This is a genomic window from Flavonifractor sp. AGMB03687 (genome assembly GCF_017811815.1).
GTDB lineage: Bacteria > Bacillota > Clostridia > Oscillospirales > Oscillospiraceae > Flavonifractor.
Map to the genome: position 1 here is coordinate 25,148 of NZ_JADKZI010000011.1, position 19,883 is coordinate 45,030.

The following is a 19,883-nucleotide window of genomic DNA, read 5'->3' on the forward strand; positions in this document are numbered from 1 at the left end:
TTGGAAAGACCGCACTTACATAAAACAGCCTACGACTCCCCAAAGGTGCTATCTGATGTACGATCACTGCCGGCTGACGTCTCTCGACGAATACGGCCTCCGCGCCGGATTCCCACCGGCTTGTGACAAAGAGCACCTGTGTGAAACAAGTTTCTCATCGTATCTGCTTTGTATTGATTTGTCGTGGCTTATTATACTGCAAGGCTCTGCATATTGCAAGTATGTTAATATATTTTGGCCAGCAGTCAAAGCCGGTGGCCATGGCTTTGAAACTTTCGGTTTTACTACAGAATCAGCTGGCCGCGATACCCAGCAGATGGAGAGCGCGCTCCAGGGCTTCCTCAAACTGTGGCAGTTCCTCCGGCTCGTTATAAAATGCCGGGGAGATGCGGAGGGTTTCCGAAATGCACAGCTGTGCCAGGGCATAGCTGGCGCAATGATGTCCGGCCCGCACCGCGACGCCGAACGGATCCAGGATACAAGCCAGATCGTAGGGATGCACCCCGGGAAAGAGCACGCTGAGAACACCGGCCCGCACCTGTGGGTTGCCCACAATGCTGCCGCCGTGGGCCAGCACAATGGACTGGATTCCGTTCAGTACGGTTTCCGCCTGTGCGGTCAGGGCTCGGATGCCGAACCGGTTGAGAAAATCAATAGCTGCCCCCAGGCTGATGGCGCCCACATAGTTTGGGGTGCCGGCTTCAAAGCGGTAGGGCAGGGGGGCATAGCTGGGGTGCAGGCCCTCCAGGGTGGAGATCATCCCGCCACCGAAGAAAGGCGGACGCAGGTTGTCCAGCAGTTCCCGCCTGCCGTAGAGGACGCCGATGCCGGTAAGGGCGCCCAGCTTATGGCCGGAGAAGGCGAAGTAGTCGCAGCCCAACCGGGTTACATCCACCGGCCGGTGAAGCACCGCCTGGGCGCCGTCCACCAGTACCTTTGCCCCAGCCTGATGGGCCAGAGCTGTCATTCGTTCCACCGGATTGACGGTGCCGATGGCGTTGGAGATCCAGGTCATGCAGACCAGACGGGTACGGTCGGTGAGCAGCCTCTCATAGGCCTCCAGGTCCAGATCCCCGTCCGGTGTCAGGGGGACCACCCGCAGCACTGCCCGGGTCCGGCGGCAGACCTCCAGCCAGGGCAGGAAATTGGAGTTGTGCTCCAGGGCGGTGACCACGATCTCGTCGCCGGGCTGGAGCAGCTGGTCCTCATAGATCCGGGCCAGCAGGTTGATGCCCTGGGTGGTGCCGGAGGTAAAGAGAATCTCCTCCGGGTATTCTGCCCCCAGAAAGGCACGCACCGTCTCCCGGGCGGCCTCCATACGCTCCTCGGTGCTTCTGGCCATGGCGTGGCTGCTCCGGTGAACATTGCCGTTGCAGGTGCGGTAATGTTCCGCCACCGCCTCCTGCACCGGGGCCGCCATCTGGAGGGTGGCGGCATTGTCGTAATAGAGCAGGGGACTGCCGTTTACCTGAGTGGAAAGAATGGGGAAGTATTCCGTCATTGTGCAGCCTCCTCATGCAGTCTCTCCAGAATACTGGCCAGTCCTTTGCGCTGTTCACCGGTCAGGCGGCCGGTAAAGCCCGGGTCCTCCAGCAGGCGGCAGGTGAAGACCTGGATATCCTCCCGGCGCCTGCCGTTATACACCTCGCACAGCAGGGCCAGCGCGCCCTTGACCAGGAAGGACTCGCTGTCCGCCTGCATGCGGAGCAGGCCACCGTCCCAGCTGGTAATCACCCAGGTGCGGGCCTGACAGCTGGGGACCAGATCTTCCTCCCGGCGCTGTTCCGGGGGAATGCCCTGACTGGCTCTGGCGCAGGCCAGCAGGTATTCCATCTGGCTTAATGGGTCGGCCAATTGGGTCAGGTCCTCCTGGATGCTGCGCTGTACCTCGTCCATGTCCATAGTTATCCCTCCAGCTTTTGGTAGCATATGGCGATCAGCTGACTGAGCAGGTCCACGCTCACCGCCTCCTCCACCGTAATGGGAATATGAAGTTCCCGGCGCAGGGCCATGATGAAGAGGACCTTCTTGTTGGTGGCGGTGGTGGCGCCTCCGCATTTGGAGGCGAACTCCGCCGCGTCGATGGAGCCGGGAGGATAGAGGGAGGCCTTCTCCACGCTGTACTGGCAGATCCGGTAGAAGTCGTCGGTGTCCAGATCCTCCAGCTCCAGCATAAACTTTCCGCACAGATACCGGCGGAACAGGAGGGCAAATTCCTCCTGTCCCCGGTAGGTCCGCTCGCAGATCTGCCGGGCGCATGCCGCCGACTGCTCCTTGCGGGCCAGCAGCGCAGCCTTGATCTGCTGACGGTCGATCATGCCACCACGACCTCCATGCCCAGGACGCGGCCCAGCATCTTCACGTCCTCCACGTGGTCGACGAAGACAGCGGGCATATGCAGGCCGAACTCGGACTGCTTGTGGAAGTAGCCCAGCTTATCCTCCACGGAGAAGTAGACGCCCTCGCTACAGCCGGTGGTGCCGTAGCCGAAGCCGTCCACCACGGTTCCCTTGGCCACCAGGATGCGGTTGCACAGGGGGTCAAAGCGCATCAGGGTCAGGGTGTCGCCGGCGTTCTTGGCAAAGTCGATGCGCAGGGTGGCGCCCCAGCCGCTGTGGGTGAAGGGACGGATGGCGTAGGGGGCGGGCTCGGCCTGGAAGCCGTGCATCAGACGGTTGGGGGTGGCGTGGCCGGTGTAGTAGATGTTGGGGTTGTGGTCCATCTCAGGAATGTAGGAGATGCCCACGAAATCGTTCATCACCTTGCCGTCGAAGTAGACGCAGGGTTGGGTGTTGCCCATGTAGGGGGCCTTGCCGGTCAGGTTGCCCAGAGAGGCAATGGCGGAGGTGCCGATGAGGTCAAACTCACAGCCGGAGGGGATGCCCTGCTCGTTGAGCAGAGAGTGGGTGAGGCAGAAGGTGAACTGCTCCTGATTCATGCGGCGGGTGGCGCAGGCGTCGGGGCAGGGAGCGGTAAAGGCGTTGCAGCCGAAGTGGGCCATCAGCTTCTTAGCCAGGACGGCGGCCTTGACGGAGTTGACCACGTACTTGCGGTCCATGGTAATATCGTCGGTGCCGGCCATCAGCTCGTCGGTCCAACGCTCCACCTCTACCATGTCCTCGCTGGTCAGGTTGCAGGCGTTGCGGCCGGGGAGAGTGTAGTTCTTACCGCTCTCATCCACATGGAGCATGTCCAGGAACTCGTGGATGCTCAGATAGGTGAAGTTGATGCCCAGACGGCGGGTGGCGTCGTCATTGCTCAGGAAGGCGTCGGGGCCGCCCAGGGACTGCTGGGAGTTGTTGCGCACCACTGCCAGGATGCGGGTGTTCCGCAGGGCCTTGCGGGTACGCAGGGCGTTGAGCAGACGGATGCCGTCGGGGATGTCCAGGAAGGCGTAGGCCTCGGCGCCCCGGGCCCGGGTGATGGCGTTGATGATGGTGGAGGCAAACATGCCTTCGCCGGCCACCGGTTTGTTGTAGCGGATGGCAAACTCCTTGGCGTAGCCCTCGCAGCGCATGCCGGTAAAGATGTACAGGTCGGTCTCCCGCATGGTGGGCAGCAGCTGGGCCTCCTCCTCGGCGGGGACAAAGAACTCGTCGGACATCTTCAGGTAGACCGGGGGCAGCATATTGATGCCGGGTACCTGGCTGAAGGCGCCCATCATAGCGCCGGACCAGCCCTTGAAGATCTCGGCCTGATTGAGCAGGTCAAATTCCTTGGTCAGGGCCTCGGGGGGACCGAACCGGCAGGGGCCTTCATAGGCATGCTCATGGATCAGGGCCACATAGACCAGCTGGACATTCAGCTTGACGTCCATCCCGCGCAGGATGCCTTCGATTCCGCCTTGATTACAGTGCATCATAGTTCCTCCTCTTCAGGCGCTGACCGGATCTCTGCCTGGCCGGCCTGGAATGTTGTATTATGATGATAGCATTGGGGCGGATGGCTGTGAAATGCCGTGTTTCTATGCTCTCGCATACGCTGAGCGTATGGCAGTTCCGTTGGAGTGGCATTTGCAGGAGAGAACCATGCATGATACAATAAAGCTGTTCGAACATGGATGAGTTCATCAAGTGGGAGGAAGCGCCATGCTGTCAGCACTGCTGAATACCTTTCTTACCGTGGCAAAATATCAGAGCTTTACCCGCGCGGCGGAGGTGCTCTATACCACCCAGCCAACCGTCAGCCGGCAGATCCGCACGCTGGAGGAGGAACTAGGCTTTCCGCTTTTTCTGCGGGAGTATAAGAAGATCTCCCTTACCCCGGAAGGGGAGGTAATGCTCCAGGCCTGTGAAAAAATGCAGGAGATCTTCCTGCAGGGGCTCCAGACGGCTCGGGAGCATGCCATGGGGGTAAGCGGTGAGATCAAGATTGGCTACCTCTCCTCCTTTGATGCCGGAAAGATGCTCTTTCCCTCCCTGGAGTGCATCGACGAGCTGTATCCCAACATCAAACTGCAGATGGAGAAGGCTTCCTACTATGCCCTGCGTAAGGGGCTGCAAAACGGTCTTTACGATGTAATCATCACCCTGAGCTTTGAGGCGGAACTGCTGCATGACGTGGTGGTAAAGGAAATCGAACGGGTGAAGTGCTATTTTGTCCTGTCGGAGCGGCACCCACTTTATGCCAAAGAGGACCTGAACCTGTCCGATCTGGTAAACAGCCGCTTTGTTCTGCCGGCCCCCGCCGAGTCCCCCCGGCGGGCCGGTGACCTGGAGCGCATCTTACAGTCTCTGGGTTCCCAGGGGGCCGAGATCGTTTTTGAACCCAATATGGAGTCGCTGATGTTCCATGTGCGTACCGGAAAGTCGATTGCGCTGCTGAACTGCTATGAAAACGATTTGTTTGCCCCCTTTTACCGGCGGATCGAACTGCCGGATGACCGGAGTGATCTGTATACGGTGGCGATTTGGAAGAAAAACAACCAGAACCCATTGATCCCGCTGCTGTTTTGAGCAAGAAAAACGGAACCATTTCCTTGGCGGGAAATGGTTCCGTTTTGTGCCATATGGGGTTACATGGCGGCATTGATGGCGGCAATGGCGCCGTCAGACACGGCGGTGGCCACCTGGCGCACCTGCTTGACCCGGATGTCACCGGCGGCATAGACGCCAGGGATGGCGGTCTCCATCTTGTCGTTGGTGGGGATGTAACCGCCCTCCAGCGTCAGCTCCGCATAGAGCTGGGTGTTGGGCTCCACACCGGCGTACACAAAGATGCCGCAGCCGGGGTCCTCTACGGTTTCGATGCTGCCGTCATGCTCGTTGGCGATCTCCAGTCGCTCCACCTGGTCCTGACCATAGACAGCGTGGAGCCGGGAGGCCAGACGCAGGGAGATGTTTTCGGCAGCGGCTACCTTCTGGCGGAACTCATCGATGCAGCCCAGCTGGTCCTCAAAGTGGATGATGGTCAGATGCTTGGCGAAGGAGGCCAGATACAGGGCTTCTTTCACGGCACCATCAGCGCCGCCCACCACATAGACGTTCTTGCCGGCGTAGGAGGCGCCGTCTTTTGCGGCATTCATACCCATGCCCTTGCCGGTCAGCTTCGCCTCGCCGGGGATGCCCAGCTTGCGGGGGGTACCGCCATTGGCCAAAATGATTCGTTTGGCCTCATAAGTGCCCTTGTCGGTGGTGACGGACTTGATATCTCCGGTCAGAGTCACACCGGTGACATTGGCGTTGAGGATCTCAACACCGGCCTGGAGCGCCTGCTCCTTCATGCGGGCGGCAAAGGTGGCTCCGGTTTCCTGCTGCATGATGGCGGTGTAGTGGGTGACGGTGGAAACTTTGCCGATGATGCCGCCCACCTGGCCCTTTTCCAAAATCAAAGCGCGCTTTCCGCGGCTGACTGCATAAATGCCTGCGCTGATGCCGGCGGGGCCCGCTCCGATGATAATGATGTCGTACATAGTGATGCGCTTCCTTTCTATTTTGCCGTCAAAACCAAACTGCCAAAAGCGATGTTTAAATCTTTTCTGTTTGCAGCTTGATTATAGCGCGAAGCGGCGATAAAATAAAATGAAGAATTCTTATATAACAATAATTCAGTGTAATAGGTGATGCGCCATGATGGACCCCAGATGGAATACCTTCCTTGTGCTGTGTGAGACCATGAATTATACCCGGGCGGCAGAGCGGCTCTGTTTAACCCAGCCTGCGGTGACGCACCATATTCACTACCTGGAGGAATACTATGGCTGCCGGCTATTTTCCTATGAAGGGAAGGTACTGCGGCTGACAGAGGCTGGGATGAAGCTGCGGGAGTATACCCGGTCTCTGGCCTATAACAGCCAAAAAGCAGAGGAGGCCATGCGGGCTCCGGCGCCCATATCCCTGCGGGTCGGGGCATCCAAGACTATTGGAGAGTTTGTGATTGCGCCCAAGGTGGAACAGTTTTTGCGCGAATATCCGGAGGCGACCTTTTCTTTGATGGTGGATAATACCCAGGTGCTGCTGCGGGCACTGGAGGCGGGGCGGCTGGATTTTGTGCTGCTGGAAGGCTTTTTTGATCGCAGCAAGTACGAGACGGTGCTGTACCGGAAGGCGCCCTTTTTCGGTATCTGTTCGCCGGGCCATCAGTTTGCGGGCCGGTCCGTGACGTTGGAGGAGCTGGAGAGCGAGCGGGTCCTGATCCGGGAACCCGGCTCAGGTACCCGGACCATCTTTGAGGATGCGTTGCGGCGGCACAACCGCACCCTGCGCAGCTTTCCTAAGGTGGCCACCATCAGCGAGTTTTCCACCATCAAGTCACTGGTGGTGGATGATTTGGGTGTTTCCTTCCTGTATGAACCGGCTGTGGCCAAAGAATTGGAGGCCGGAACGCTGGCCCGGTTTGATTTGGCGGAGACCCCCATGAGCGGAGCCTTCTACTTTGCGTGTCTGAAAGACAACCTCTTTGCCTCCGATTGGATGGACTGGATGGCATAAGTACGGAATGATCAAATGGATTAGCCGGTCAAACAAGATTGTTTGACCGGTTAATCCATTTCTTCCTGAAAAAACCATATTCCTCTTGACAGAACGTGCGCAGATGGTTTTACTATTATACAGAATTAGAACCATTTACAAACAGGGATAAGAATATGCTGGTTCAATTCTGTGGCTGTAGAAAACGGGTAGAGATAGAGAATGAGGGGACTTTTGGCTGGAAACAGATAGAGCTCTGCTGACAGGCCTGGACAAAGACCCGGAGACCGGTTTGGCTGTGCTAATGCAATGCTATACCGGACTAGTGTGGTCGGTTGCTGCCGGATATCTGGAGAATCCGGAGGATATCAAGGAATGTGTCAACGACACCTTTGTGGAATTTTATCGTGAGAGGGGGCGCTTTGATCCGGAGAAGGGTTCTCTGAAACAATATTTGGCCACCATTGCACGACGGCGGGCCATAGACCGCCTTCGTGCTTCTGGACGGACGGATATTGTCCCCCTGTCAGAGGACATTCCCATTCAGGGCGGGATATCTCCGGAGGACCGGGCTGCTCTGGATGTCGCTCTGGACAGCCTGACAGAGGAGGATGCTGCCATCATCCGCATGAAATACTACGGTGGCATGAGCTTTCGGGAGATTGCGAGCTCTCTAAATTTACCCTATGAGACGGTAAAAAAGCGGCACCAGCGCAGTCTGGGAAAGATGAAGAAGTTTTTGCTGGCTGGCTTCATTGTGGCGATCACTGTCCTGTTGGCGGCATGCGCCTATGTCGTACTGCGGTATTTTGGATTGGTGCCCGGCTACGGAGTAAACACCGATCCTGCCGGGGCGATCTATATACTGGAAGAACCCGTTGCGGCGACGAATGGGGACGCTGAATTTCAGTTGGAAGATGCCTGGTGGCAGGATGGCAATCTGACCGCCCTGGTCACAGCCTACGGCCTGCAGGATATCAGCGCAATGCCGGAGGTGACCCTGGACGGGCTGGACGAGCTGGCCCCCGGTGGGATCTCCCACAGCTTGATTGCAGAGACCGGTGCCAATCGTTACCGCATTGTGATCCGGGGACAGCTGCCTCCGGATACGGGTGATACCCTGCCCCTTTCTCTGACGGTGTCCGGAGCGGTCTTCCCCATCACCTTGACCAGAGCAGAGGAGACCCAGCTGGAAGAGGCCGGGTTTTACAGTCTGACGGAGGAAGGCGGCCTGCTGGCGGTGCCCCGGTTGGAGGATGGGGAGCTGATTGTCTCCATCTACCCCCTGAACAGTGGGGAATTCCGCATCGATCCCATGCTGACGCAGGGAACCGTGGCAAACTACGGCGGTCCGGTACATCCTGTTACCGTCACTGCCCCGGACGGCTCTGTGCTGGAGGGGACACTGGAGAAATATTCTTATTCACTCTTGGAGGAGAGCGGTTATCTGGAGTGGAATTTCGGCCCCGCTCAGCCTGGGCAATACACCCTGAATGTCCCATACCTGTTTCAATATGCTGTCCAGGGGGAGGATTGCGCCTTTTCTCTAGACCTGACAAAGCCGGAGACCTGTTCTCTGGAAGTGCCAGGCGGTGTGCTGGAGTTGGGCCGCCCGTTCCCCGTTGAGGATCCGGCGGACTATGGATTACAGCTGGTCCAAAGTCAGGAGTTCGATCACTGGTGGGCAGTGGAAGGAAGCTGGACAGGGGAAGATCCTGAGCGGACGCCCGCTTATCTCTATGTCCGGTCAAATGGCGCCGCCCATACGTTGGAAAATGGAATGACTTACCCAAACATTACCTCTCAGTCCTGGCAGGATATGCAGCGGGACGAGGAGACCGGCAAGGAATACGCCCTGTGGAAGGGTTTCCTCCTGGGGGTGATGGAGGGCCTGGATGCCTGCGAAATAACCATCCCAGCAGAGAGCATCCGCTACCGGTGGGAGCATCCCTTTGCCATCCCTATGACAGTGGAGCCTGAGCCCCAGCGGGAGGAGTTTACCCAGGTCAGCGGCTATTACGGATTGACTGCTGTTCCCCGGCGGGAAAAGGACCAGGTGGTCCTGGCCCTGTATCCCCAGTCCACTTATGAATATGTCAGTGTCTCTCCCACCATTGCCCACAGCCCGTTGGCCCAGGCTGTGGACCAGCCAATTACCTTGACGGCTCAGGACGGCAGCGTTTGGGAGGGAACCTTTCGACCCAGCCGGGACGGCACCTACAGCGACTGGCTCTTTTAGAATCTTCCGGCGGGGGAGTATACCCTGCACGTGCCCTATCTCTATGTGACCGACAACAGGAGCTTTCATGGGGCGGTTCCCCTGCCCCAGCAGCCGGGCGAGACCCTGCCGGTGGGACAGGCCCAGGTGAACAACGGCCGCATCCTGCTGGGCGATATCACCGGACTGGAGCCTATGACCGAGTTTCCCTATACTTATCTGGACTTTACAGAGGCCATCGGCTATCCGGACGGTACCATTGTAACGACCTATGACCTGCCTCTCCAGGCCCAGCTGGAGCTGACCTTTCCCCGGGAGGAGGGGGAGTGGATGACCCTGCTGGATGTGGGGGTGCAGTTCGGTATCACCAGTGAGGGATCTCAAGGAAACGCCTGTCAGATTTCCTACGCTACCGACGAAAACGGCACCCACCACAGCGGACTGCTGCTGCGGTATACGCCGGGCCTATATGCCTTTGATCTGACTTTCAGCCACCCACTGTTCCGGCTCAACGAGAGCTTTGACATTCCACTGCGTATACCGGAATAGAACAGATGCCGCCGGCCGCCCACTCGGGCGGCCGGCGGTTTTTTAAAAAATTTTGGATGGCCTGTCCCTAACGTCCCTTTTGCTGCGAATATAACATATGGAGGATATTACGCACAGGGAGTATACGGCGTATTCCCCCATGAAGATGGACATAAAAGGAGGAAACGAGAGATGAAAAAACGGATTGGAGCCGTTCTGCTGATTCTGTGCCTGTTGGCAGGATTGTTGCCCACCATGGCGCTGGCAGAAGGGCCAGGAATGGATGTTTCTTATGACACGTTTGAGGAATTCCAAACTGCGGTGGAGGAATCAACGGCTACGCCTGTTTACGTGTCGGACTGCAACTTCACATGGCCTACGACACATGAAACTTTAACTGTCAAGCGTCCCATCCAAATTGATGTAGAGACTTACTCTTGGGAGGTTCCTGCAAACATTGATTTGGTGTTTTTAGACCAGGGCAAAATTCAGTCTCAAGGAGGCTTTGATTCATCTCTGACCATCCGCGGTACTGTGACCTGCCCAAGCTACCAGTATATGCCCGAGTTCCAGCTCTTTTCAGCGCAAGGAGATCATAATACATTGACCATTTCTTCCGGAGCTAAAATTATAGGCGGTTTCTACATTAGCGATAACCTCACCTGCATTGTGGAATCCGGAGCGGAGGTGTCGTTACATGACACCGTAATGTTGGGCGGTACACTGACGGGTGAAGGCGGACAAGTGGGTACAGTCGACATCAATAATACTTACTCTAATTGGAATGGTGAAAATTGGACTGCGGTCATGAGCGGAGATCTGACGGCAGCAAAGCTGGAGGTATCCCCTTCCGAGACACAAGATTTGGAATCAGATTTGATTATCCCTATTGGCAGCAACATCAACATAACTGATACTTTATCCATAGCCGGATATTCCAAAACACCGAAATTGTCACTGAATGGCGCACTGACCATCAGCGGAATGCAGGATCAGATCAAGGGTGTTATTGAATTGGGGACTGACGGTATTCTGGTATTGTCTCCTGGGACATGCTTGTATGACTATGGCGATATTGGCGGCCGAAAGATTACCGGCTCCGGCACCATTAAGGCCTATGCAAATATAGATGGAGACTTCATCAATAATGTACCGGTTATTTGGGGGGAAGTTCCCATCATTGAAGTCCTGCAGAACCGCACTGCCTATAAGGAGCGAATTGAGGAATCTGTGAAGATCTGGTGCAGCTGGGAAAATGGCTGCGACCATCAGTGGACAGAAGTTAGCCGGACAGAGGCTACCTGCACTACTGACGGTGAAATCACTTATGTATGCTCCAAATGTGACGAAACCAAAACAAAACCCATCCCTGCCCTGGGCCATGATTTGACCTATACCGTCAGCGGCAGCGCTATCACCGAGGATTGTCAGCGGGAGGACTGCACCCACACCGCTACGGCCACCCTTTCTGCCGCAGACGGAACTTATACTGGACAGGCAATAGAGAACGCCACAGTGACATACAGCGAAGGCTGGGCAGGCGGTGATCTGGCCATCTCCTATTCCAACAATATCAATGTGGGTCAGGCGACTGCCTCCATCGCAGTGGGTGAGGCTTCTGCCAGTGTGACCTTCCAGATTGCCAAAGCTGCCTACACGCTGAACCTGGGTAATCTGTCCCAGACCAGCGGCAATGTATCTGCGGTTACCTGGACCGTTTCTCCCGCCGATGCCACCGCTAAGGTTACCGTGGAGTATCAGGTGGGCGGACAGTGGACCGACCAGCTTCCTGCCGCCGTAGGCAGTTATCCTGTCCGGGCCCGGGTGACCAAGAGTGACAATCTGATTCTGGCCGATGAGGATGCCTATACCACAGGTACTCTGACCATCACCCAGCGATCTTCTGAAGGTGGCTCTTCTGGTTCCGGAAACAAAACAGAGGTGGAAAAGAATCCGGACGGCTCTACCACCACGACGGTAACCAAACCAAACGGCACCGTCACGGAGACCACCAAGTATCCGGATGGTACTCAGAAGGTCGTGGAGACGAAAAAGGACGGCACTGTGACTACAACCACTACGGACAAGACCGGCAACAAGACCGAAGTGGTGGAGAGCACCGATGGCACCACCCAGACCACCGTCACCAACGATGACGGCTCCTCTTCCGTTACTAGGATGGACAAGAACGGCAATGTGGAGGTCCAGGTAAAGCTTCCCGCCGATGTAGTTGAGGATGCCGCACAAAAGGGCCAGGCCGTGGCCCTGCCCATGCCCAGCGTCTCCGCCTCCTCCGAGCGGGATGAGGACCCCACCGTCACTGTGGACCTGCCCCGGAACACCACTGCCAAGGTGGAAATCCCGGTGGAGGACGTGACTCCCGGTACTGTGGCTGTGCTGGTCAAGGCCGATGGCACCGAAGAGATCATCAAAACCAGCCTGACCACCGGTAGCGGTGTGACCGTGACCCTCTCTGACGGCGATACGGTGAAGATCGTGGACAACAGCCGTTACTTTGTCAATGTGCCTGACGCACATTGGGCCTCCGAGGCTGTGGATTTTGCCGCCAGCCGGGAGCTGTTCGCGGGTACCAGTGATACCACCTTTGCGCCCGAAGTGGCGATGAGCCGGGCCATGATCGTTACTGTGCTGGCCCGCTTCGAAGGAGTGGACACTGCCGCCGGTAGCACTTGGTACGAGGCCGGGCAGCAGTGGGCTGTGGAGAAGGGCATCTCCGACGGAACCAGCCTGGACCAGAACCTGACTCGGGAGCAGCTGGTCACTATGCTGTGGCGGTATGCGGGCAGCCCGGAGAGGGAGGAAAACCTGGATGGCTATCCGGACTGTGATTCCGTCAGCAGTTGGGCGGTCGAGGCAATGGCGTGGGCTGTTGATTCGGGGATCATCACCGGTGTTGATGGTAGAGCCCTGGCGCCCCAGGGAGTGGCCAGCCGTGCCCAGGTAGCTGCCATCCTGATGCGGTTTGTGGAAAGCCGTGCCCAGTAATTCCATCATGGCGGTGTGGACAAGTTGAGCGGTAGGTTGAGCGCTGGGATCTATTTTTGCTTTGGCATTGTGCCAGACAGTACCATGTTCTGATACCGCTGCTGCATGGTGCGGTCATCATACCAAGTATCCAGCATGACTTCCAGGCTGTTGCTGGGCAGTTGTCCCCGGCTGCGTTCATCCATACGCCAGAAGGCGGCGGCGGAGAGGCCGATATCAAAGGCAAGCAGTATCGCCAACCCTGCAGCAACGGCCTGTCCGCCTTTGGGCGGGATCTTCTCCAGCAGCCTCAGCAGAGTGGGGACCATCCAATCGATCCATATGATGCCGGCCAGGCCCCAAAAAGCGGCATACAAGAGGTTGGTGCGGCCATCCAGGTTCAGAGGGATATGGGAATAATCCCAGAAGAGACGGTGGTATGCCAGCTCAAGAAACAGACTGGCCAAATATTCAAAACCGCCGCCCAGAACAGCGCCTCCGGCAAAGACCGCCCACCTGCCGTACCGCCGCAGCGGGAAGAGAACCGAGGTCATAAGCAGCGCGCCCAACCCCCATACCACACTGAAGGCGCCATAGAGCAAACTGCTGCGGCTCATCAGTATGCCGGTATCGAGCCATACCACCGCCATCTCAAACAGACACCCAAGGAAGGAACTGCTTAAAAACAGGAAGAACCATTTGTACCAGCTGAGGCGAGACCGCTGAAAATCGGATTGGGATGCTGCTGCGGAGAAAAGCATGACGGCGGCAAGGGCCATCACAATCATAAAAGTGGTCATATTTTCCTGCTTTCCTGTCTTGCGCCCATTCGGCGCAGAGCTCTTGGGTCTTTATAGCCATGGTATCATTCCAGAGGGAAACACGCGGTTGTGTACGCAACCAAGAATAACGGGAGCAAACAAAACCCAGGCCGCCTATGGGCGGCCTGGGTTTTTGCGGGAAACATCCGGTGAGGGATTACGGATTCTCTGGGCCGGCAGAGGATTTCCGGGACATCAAGGCGGTAACGAGATCGCTGATGCCGTCAGCCACCAGTGCAGCGCCGAAGATCATGATGACCAGCTGTGCGGCGTGGAAGGGATTGACCACCAGCAGGATCCCCAGGACTGTGGGAATCAGGGCGGAGAGCAGCAGCGGAACAAGGATGGGGAGCTTGGACTGTATGGCTGCGATAACCAGCGGAGCCTTCCCCACTCCATCCACCAGAAGAAGGGCACCCAGTACCAGGGGGAGGAAGGAGAGAATTGCCTGGGGCCACAGAAGGGAGAACAGGGCGAAGGACATGGGAAGTACGGTCAGGAAGAGATCGCCGCCGGATGCATGTTCGCTTTTACGTCCCTGGATATACCGCCACAGGTGGCTGATCGCGTAAGCCGCAGCACCTGCGGCCAGCGCCCACACAAAGACGGAACCGCTGATGGCGGGGAAGAGGAGCAGGGGAAGCCCCAGGATCATGTAGAGAAGAGCGATCCAGACAGAGGCTGTCCGGGACCAGAAGAATTGCAGTGTCATGGTAGTTACCTCCTTAAAGCGGATAGAGTGGGGAATATGGGGAGCCGGACAGCCGGTCTGTTTGGTACGGTCAGATCAACTCATAGCGGTTGAGCAGCTCCATAAGGGTGGTTCCGTCCAGCTTGTCCAGCCCGGCCCGCATGGCAAGTTTCAGATGCAGAGGGAGCTTCATCTCCGTCAGCTTCCGGCCGTCCAGCAGATAGTGGGCTGCATTGAGCAGGCATCGGATATCGTAAACGGAGTTGAACACTTCCGGTACGCCGCGCTCCACATCCAGCAGGGTGTAGACTGCCTCCATGGCTGTTCTTACCGAATACTCGGTGGTAAAAATGGTGTCCCGCTCGGTCTGTGCGAACTGTCCCAGGAAGGCGAAGTTGACGCATCCCTCAGGAACCACATCGGGGCGGTCTCCCGCAGCGCGGGGCATAAAGAAGGCGGTGACGTAGGGCATCATGCAGGGGATGGTGCTGGCGCTCTCCCGGGCTAGTTCCTCGATGAGGTTTTCCGGCACACCCAGATGGTAGAGCCACTCCATGCAGATCTCCGCTCCGGTGCAATCTTCCATGGGCTTTCCCACGAAGTCTCCCGGCTCATTGGGATAGAGACCATAGATCCAGCCTACCAGCTGCCCCTTGGGCTGCGCTTTGAAATGGGGCTGCCGGTTGAAGGTCCAGCTCATCAGCCAGGCAGAGTCCTTCACCGTGACGATCCCGCCGGTTACCACCTTACCTGCGTAAGGGTCCCGCCGGCAGATATCCTGAATGTAAGGCGCGATCCTGTCATCCAGCAGAGTGACGGTGGCGGACTCCCACTTGGTAGCCTGGATGTCCGAGCAGAATTTTTCAGGCCGGCCAAAGAGGGTATTCTGCACGGCGAGGTTTTTCCACAGGGACCAGCTGGAGCCTTCGCCATCGGTGACCTTCAGCTGGGGCGGGTGATCGTTGTCGCCTAGCGCCGCGCTTTCGGTGCAGGAGCCGTTGGTGACAAAGACCAGATCATCCTCCGTCAGCTCCATGACCTCCTCCTTCCCGTCCCGCAGCAGGATCATCTGGTGGGCCACCTTCTTGTCGGGCAGGAAGTGGAAGAGCACATTGGTGACCTTTACCCCGTAGTGGAACTGGACGCCATGCTCCTTCAGATAGGATACCAGGGGCAGGATCAAAGATTCATACTGGTTGTACTTGGTGAATTTCAGCGCCGACAGGTCGGGCAGACCGCCGATGTGGTGGAGGAACCGCTGCAGGTACAGCTTCATCTCCAGGGCCGAATGCCATTTCTCAAAGGCGAACATGGTCTGCCAGTAGAGCCAGAAGTTGGACGCATAGAACGCATCGCTCAGCACATCGTCAATGCTCTTGTCGTAGAGGTCCTTGTCCGGGGTGAAGAACAGGCGCATCAGCTCCAATGCGGCCTCGTCGCTGAGGTCGAACCGGTTGCCGGTGTTGGCGCTCTCGCCCTGAAGCTGTGTGGCCCGGTTCTGAGAGAAGTTGGGATCATCCTTGTTCAGCCAGTAGAACTCATCCAGGACACTTGCGTCCTCCACCTCCAGAGAGGGAATGGAGCGGTACAGATCCCAGAGGCACTCGTAGTGGTTTTCCATCTCACGGCCGCCCCGGATCACAAAGCCCAGCTCTGGGATCAGCATCCCGTCGCAGGCGCCGCCCGGGAGAGAGGCCTCCTCCAGAATGTGGATGTGGTCGCCGGGCATCTGGCCGTCCCGGATTAGAAATGCGGCGGCGGACAGGCTGGCCAGGCCGGAACCAACCAGCCAAGCGGACTTGGTGTCACCGTCTTTGGGCTTGCGGGGGCGGGCAAAAGCTTCGTAATTTCCATTGGTGTAGTACATAATCGTACCTCCTGATTAGTCGTCCAGCCGTTTGACTGGTGTAGGTTTTCCCTATGAACCCATCATAGTGCATAGGGGGAATAAAGTAGGTTGTCCATACAACGGAGTGGATTTTCTTTTTCTCAAAGGAGTTCTTTCCAAAATTCCAGCTGGTCTTTCTGCTGATAACGGTGGGAATTGGCGGCCTCACAGATGTCATAATAGGCCCAGTGAGAGGTGGGCACATCGAGGAAGGTACGCACACCTGGGTGGTCGGACAGGAAGGTCTGGTCGGCCTGACGGTTCAGCATGCGGTTCACAATGGCAGCAGCCTCTCCACGCGTCACCAAAAGGCTGGGGGCAAAGCTGCCGTCCGGGCAGCCGGTGATCCAGCCATAGGCAGCAGCACCCATCACAGGCTCATAGAACCAGTCTTCCGGTCTCACGTCGGGGAAGGAATGTGGCGTATCGGAGGGATATTCTGCAAATCTCATGGCCATGGTCACAAATTCTGCCCGGGTAATGGCCTGATCCGGTAGAAACTTGTGATCTCCCACACCGTATACCTTTCCCAGAGAGGCCAGGGTGTTGACTGCCTTGGCATACCAGGCGTCATCGGGCGCGTCGGAAAAACCGGTCGTCACGGGAACGTCCTGATGGTGCAGAAGGGTATAGAAGATCTGGGCCGCCTGCGCCCGGGTCAGGGGATCATCCGGACCAAACCGGCTTCCCGGATAGCCGCAGACATAGGCGTTGTGGTCCGTAGTATTTAAGGAATCTGACACACCGGCCTGATCCGGGGACAGGGGCCTGTCCAGAGGAACAAATTGAGCGGATATGGTATGATTTTTGGTTACAGGGGCAAAGCGATAGGTAGGTTCTGTGTCCACCGGCTTACCGTCCACCAGAACGGCATCCAGCCGGTATCCTTTGTTGGCGCGCATGGTGAAGCTGGGCGTCTGTCCCCGGGAAACCCGCACCGTTCCGCTGGGCGTAATGGTCCCGCCGGATGTGGCATTTGCGGAAATCAGGAATGTCTGGCTGATGGGATTACCACCGCCGCCGGTTACAGAATCTTCGGTAAAGGTACGGCTGACCACTCCGGTATAGTTGCCCTGAAAACGGATGGTAAAAGAAACGGTATTCCCTTGCGCTTCAAATGCAGTCACATAGTCCGTGCCTTTTTGCAGCACCCAGTCGCCGTGCTTGATCACCAGGTTTTCTGCCTCGGCGCGGCTGGTGATTTGAGGAATCGGAAGGCGGGTGCCGTCATAGGGTGCAACGTCAACCTGTACAGGGATATGCTGTACCACCAGATAGTCCATCAGATCCTCCGGCACATAGAAGGCAAGATGGGTCTGCTCTCCGGCATTTCCAACCCGCAGGCTTCCGTTCTCCCAGAAAAACTGAGGCTCCAGAGATACATCTGCCAGATAATCTCCGTAGGTAGCCGTCTTCCGGGCGGGGGTAAGGTACTCCGGGACAGCGGGATAGATTTGAAAGGAAGTTACTGCCTCCAGGCCTTGATACTGAGGTGTCTCTTCTACCAGTGCCTGGACATACCAGGTCCCTGCGTGGGTAGGCATCTCGGGCAGGAATGGGCCCTGTGGGGAGGCGCTGTAGCGGAAGGCCACGCTGCCAAAGGCGGGCCGTGCAACCGGCTGAGGCGCCGGCTGTCCATAGGTCCAGTTTTCCATGCGAAGCGGTACGGTCCAGCTGTTTTCCCCTGTCACAGACACAGAGGCATCCAGAGCGGCGATTCCATCCGTATAGCGGTATGTGACCAGCTGGTTGGGGGCGTCCAGCCGGATGCGGTCTTCCAGCAGGGTACCTCCGCTGAGCTGGCTGATATGGCTGGATTCGGCCCATGGAGCAAGCTCTTTTAGAGAAAGGCTGTTTTCTCCCTCCGGCAGCGGGAAGGAAACGGGGCGCTGTCCGGTCAGATCGCAGAAGGTGACGCTGTCCCCCGGCATTCGGATGGCCAGCAGGCGGTTCGTCCCGGCATAGACCGTCTCCAGCTTAGTGTTGCTGCTGAGATCCAGAACGGTGATCTGGTTGTCGGTACAATTCAGGTAGGTGAGGTCGGGCTGATGGGACAGGTCCAGACGCTCGATCCTGGTGTGGTTCCACAGCAAGGTATCCAGCTCTGTATTGTGGGAAAGGTCTGCCTGAGCGAGATCTCCTCCCAGAACGTGAAGGGTGTGGAGTTTGGGATTCCCACTCAGGTCCAGCTCCGAAAGGGGGCTTCCGCCCCAGACCAGGTAGTTCAGCTCAGAGAGACCGCGCAGATCCAGCTCCGACAGGCTGGAGTGAAAGCAGTGAAGCTGTTCCAGCACGGGTGCGCCGCTCAGATCCAGGGTTTCCAGTCTGGGATTTTCATTGCAGATCAGTGACGTCAGTGCAGGCAGGTTGGGCAGCTCCAGACGAACCAGATCATTCTCGTTGCAATTCAGCTGTTCCAGTGCATCAAACCATTCCAGTCCGCTCAGATCCTGGATTCCTTGCTTGCGAAGGTCCATACGGGTGACTGCATCCCGTTCTGACTGGGAGAGGGTGCCATCCCCATCCGTGTCCTTCCCTTTGACCCACAGCAAAAATGCCGGGTCGGGAAAGGTAGTAGAGTCGATGGGAACAGATCCCGCTGCCGCACTGCCGGTGATGACCATCCCGCCAAGGGTGCACAGCACTACAAGCAGGGCAAGTCCTTTTTTCCATCGTTTCATCATAAGTTCCTCCTTGCGTATCAATAGCCGGATTTGCATTCCGCTGATAGGGTTAGTATGGAGGAAGGTAAACCAAAAAGCGGTTGTCCATCCAACACAGCACAATCAAAAAAGGATGGCATTTGACAAATCTTTCAATTTTCGCTATGGTTATTCCGTAGAGATAACGTGCTGGAAAGGGGGAAGAGGAATATGACGGACGAGGAAAGAATGCTTCCCGTTTTGAAAAAGAGCCTGCTGTTCCGCAACATGACGGACAGCGAGATTTTTGAGGCGCTCGGGGCCATTGCCTCTCACCGCAGGGTTTACCCCAAACGCACCCTGGTGATGCGGGATGGGGATACGATGGCCCAGGTGGGTGTGATTTTATCGGGAAATCTTCATCTGTTTCACATTGATGCTAACGGAAACAGCAATTTGATGGAGCATCTGGGCGCAGGAGAGTCCATCGGCCTGCTGAACGCCATTGGGGAATACCGCCTGCATATTTCGGCGGAAACCACGGAGGAGACCGAGGTTTTATTTCTCAATGTCAGCCAGTTGCTTCGAGACCATGTGCTCACCGCTCCGGTTCAGATCCGGTTTTTGCAGAATCTCACCCTTGCGGTGGCACAGCAGGCCCATCGGCTGACCCGGAAACTGGAGGACAGCATTCGCCGGTCTACCCGGGAGCGCCTGCAGGACTATTTGTCGGATCAGTTCCACCAGGCAGGGAGCCGGACCTTCTCCATCCCATTGAATCGGCAGGATCTGGCGGATTTTCTCTTTGTGGACCGCAGCGCCATGTCCAACGAACTGTGTAAAATGCGGGACGAAGGGCTTTTAAAGTTTGATAAGAGTAAATTTGAACTTCTGATCGAAATGCCCATTACTGCGGATGAACCGGACCCCAACAAATAGATCAGTGGATTGCACCATAAAAAATGTGCTCTGAAGGACTACACGTCTTTCAGAGCACATTTTTTGTTTCGGTTGCCTGTACAACCGTCTTTGTCTTTGGGTGCTGTCATAATCAAAGCATACCACAGCGCAGGAAAGGCGGGTTCTCTATGAATTCCAAACTCAATTTGTCCAAAAACAAGCAAGAAAAAACAGAGCTTTTCAACCAAAAACTCACCGACGCCATGATGGCCGCTCTGAAAACGGTGCATAGCGCGGCCTCC

General features: G+C 57.0%; 16 protein-coding genes. 6 read left to right on the top strand and 10 right to left on the bottom strand.

What is annotated here, in order from left to right; translation table 11 throughout:
- Positions 1-292: 292 nt before the first annotated feature.
- From J9789_RS15880 to J9789_RS15895, 4 genes are read right to left on the bottom strand one after another with little or no spacing between them, the layout of a single operon-like run.
- Positions 293-1,501, bottom strand: a complete 1,209-nt coding sequence (locus J9789_RS15880) for a cysteine desulfurase (protein WP_209346652.1) — start codon at positions 1,499-1,501, stop codon at positions 293-295.
- Positions 1,498-1,902, bottom strand: a complete 405-nt coding sequence (locus tag J9789_RS15885) for a SufE family protein (RefSeq protein WP_209346653.1) — start codon at positions 1,900-1,902, stop codon at positions 1,498-1,500. Before J9789_RS15885 ends, J9789_RS15880 begins: the two co-directional genes overlap by 4 nt.
- 2 nt (positions 1,903-1,904) lie before the next feature.
- Positions 1,905-2,318 carry a hypothetical protein gene (locus tag J9789_RS15890; protein ID WP_209346654.1) on the bottom strand — a complete coding sequence of 138 codons (414 nt, stop codon included), beginning with the start codon at positions 2,316-2,318 and terminating at the stop codon, positions 1,905-1,907.
- Positions 2,315-3,859 carry a hypothetical protein gene (locus tag J9789_RS15895; protein WP_209346655.1) on the bottom strand — a complete coding sequence of 515 codons (1,545 nt, stop codon included), beginning with the start codon at positions 3,857-3,859 and terminating at the stop codon, positions 2,315-2,317. Before J9789_RS15895 ends, J9789_RS15890 begins: the two co-directional genes overlap by 4 nt.
- Positions 3,860-4,088: 229 nt before the next feature.
- Between J9789_RS15895 and J9789_RS15900 the strand changes: the two genes are divergently transcribed.
- Positions 4,089-4,955 (top strand): LysR family transcriptional regulator, encoded by an 867-nt coding sequence (locus J9789_RS15900; RefSeq protein WP_209346656.1) that lies wholly within the window; start codon positions 4,089-4,091, stop codon positions 4,953-4,955.
- Between the two features lie 59 nt (positions 4,956-5,014).
- On the opposite strand, the gene J9789_RS15905 is transcribed toward J9789_RS15900, so the two are convergent.
- A complete protein-coding gene (locus J9789_RS15905) occupies positions 5,015-5,911 on the bottom strand; it encodes an FAD-dependent oxidoreductase (protein WP_209346657.1) in 897 nt (298 codons plus the stop codon).
- Positions 5,912-6,068: 157 nt separating this feature from the next.
- On the opposite strand from J9789_RS15905, the gene J9789_RS15910 reads away from it, so the two are divergent.
- The 4 genes from J9789_RS15910 (at position 6,069) to J9789_RS17450 (ending at position 12,660) form a co-directional block, all read left to right on the top strand.
- Complete coding sequence (locus tag J9789_RS15910; RefSeq protein ID WP_209346658.1) at positions 6,069-6,929, top strand: LysR family transcriptional regulator; 861 nt, start codon at positions 6,069-6,071, stop codon at positions 6,927-6,929.
- 277 nt (positions 6,930-7,206) lie between these two features.
- Complete coding sequence (locus tag J9789_RS15915; protein ID WP_348633710.1) at positions 7,207-9,147, top strand: sigma-70 family RNA polymerase sigma factor; 1,941 nt, start codon at positions 7,207-7,209, stop codon at positions 9,145-9,147.
- A 30-nt stretch (positions 9,148-9,177) separates the two neighbouring features.
- Entirely contained in the window at positions 9,178-9,675 is a 498-nt protein-coding gene (locus J9789_RS15920; RefSeq protein ID WP_209346660.1) for a hypothetical protein, read from the top strand.
- 1,209 nt (positions 9,676-10,884) lie between these two features.
- Complete coding sequence (locus tag J9789_RS17450) at positions 10,885-12,660, top strand: S-layer homology domain-containing protein (protein WP_209346661.1); 1,776 nt, start codon at positions 10,885-10,887, stop codon at positions 12,658-12,660.
- Positions 12,661-12,710: 50 nt separating this feature from the next.
- Here the strand turns inward: J9789_RS17450 and J9789_RS15930 are convergent, their stop codons facing one another.
- From J9789_RS15930 to J9789_RS15945, 4 genes are all read right to left on the bottom strand, one after another.
- The gene (locus J9789_RS15930; protein ID WP_209346662.1) at positions 12,711-13,439 is read right to left on the bottom strand and encodes a putative ABC transporter permease; all 729 of its coding nucleotides are present in this window, start codon (positions 13,437-13,439) and stop codon (positions 12,711-12,713) included.
- 178 nt (positions 13,440-13,617) lie between these two features.
- A complete protein-coding gene (locus tag J9789_RS15935; RefSeq protein ID WP_209346663.1) occupies positions 13,618-14,172 on the bottom strand; it encodes a DUF308 domain-containing protein in 555 nt (184 codons plus the stop codon).
- A gap of 70 nt (positions 14,173-14,242) precedes the next feature.
- Positions 14,243-16,018, bottom strand: a complete 1,776-nt coding sequence (locus tag J9789_RS15940) for an oleate hydratase (RefSeq protein WP_209346664.1) — start codon at positions 16,016-16,018, stop codon at positions 14,243-14,245.
- Positions 16,019-16,140: 122 nt separating this feature from the next.
- A complete protein-coding gene (locus tag J9789_RS15945; RefSeq protein WP_209346665.1) occupies positions 16,141-18,723 on the bottom strand; it encodes an S-layer homology domain-containing protein in 2,583 nt (860 codons plus the stop codon).
- 189 nt (positions 18,724-18,912) lie between these two features.
- On the opposite strand from J9789_RS15945, the gene J9789_RS15950 reads away from it, so the two are divergent.
- The gene (locus tag J9789_RS15950; RefSeq protein ID WP_209346666.1) at positions 18,913-19,620 is read left to right on the top strand and encodes a Crp/Fnr family transcriptional regulator; all 708 of its coding nucleotides are present in this window, start codon (positions 18,913-18,915) and stop codon (positions 19,618-19,620) included.
- A 38-nt stretch (positions 19,621-19,658) separates the two neighbouring features.
- On the opposite strand, the gene J9789_RS15955 is transcribed toward J9789_RS15950, so the two are convergent.
- On the bottom strand, positions 19,659-19,871 hold the full coding sequence (locus tag J9789_RS15955) for a hypothetical protein (RefSeq protein ID WP_209346686.1): 213 nt from the start codon (positions 19,869-19,871) through the stop codon (positions 19,659-19,661).
- Between the last annotated feature and the right edge of the window lie 12 nt (positions 19,872-19,883).

Bases quoted from the DNA above. Each gene is read 5' to 3' on its own strand.
- J9789_RS15895 (WP_209346655.1), bottom strand. From the start codon at position 3,859: ATGCACTGTAATCAAGGCGGAATCGAAGGCATCCTGCGCGGGATGGAC.
- J9789_RS15910 (WP_209346658.1), top strand. From the start codon at position 6,069: ATGATGGACCCCAGATGGAATACCTTCCTTGTGCTGTGTGAGACCATG.
- J9789_RS15935 (WP_209346663.1), bottom strand. From the start codon at position 14,172: ATGACACTGCAATTCTTCTGGTCCCGGACAGCCTCTGTCTGGATCGCT.
- J9789_RS15955 (WP_209346686.1), bottom strand. From the start codon at position 19,871: ATGCACCGTTTTCAGAGCGGCCATCATGGCGTCGGTGAGTTTTTGGTT.
- J9789_RS15945 (WP_209346665.1), bottom strand. From the start codon at position 18,723: ATGATGAAACGATGGAAAAAAGGACTTGCCCTGCTTGTAGTGCTGTGC.
- J9789_RS15940 (WP_209346664.1), bottom strand. From the start codon at position 16,018: ATGTACTACACCAATGGAAATTACGAAGCTTTTGCCCGCCCCCGCAAG.
- J9789_RS15890 (WP_209346654.1), bottom strand. From the start codon at position 2,318: ATGATCGACCGTCAGCAGATCAAGGCTGCGCTGCTGGCCCGCAAGGAG.
- J9789_RS15905 (WP_209346657.1), bottom strand. From the start codon at position 5,911: ATGTACGACATCATTATCATCGGAGCGGGCCCCGCCGGCATCAGCGCA.
- J9789_RS15950 (WP_209346666.1), top strand. From the start codon at position 18,913: ATGACGGACGAGGAAAGAATGCTTCCCGTTTTGAAAAAGAGCCTGCTG.
- J9789_RS15900 (WP_209346656.1), top strand. From the start codon at position 4,089: ATGCTGTCAGCACTGCTGAATACCTTTCTTACCGTGGCAAAATATCAG.
- J9789_RS15885 (WP_209346653.1), bottom strand. From the start codon at position 1,902: ATGGACATGGACGAGGTACAGCGCAGCATCCAGGAGGACCTGACCCAA.
- J9789_RS15930 (WP_209346662.1), bottom strand. From the start codon at position 13,439: ATGACCACTTTTATGATTGTGATGGCCCTTGCCGCCGTCATGCTTTTC.
- J9789_RS15880 (WP_209346652.1), bottom strand. From the start codon at position 1,501: ATGACGGAATACTTCCCCATTCTTTCCACTCAGGTAAACGGCAGTCCC.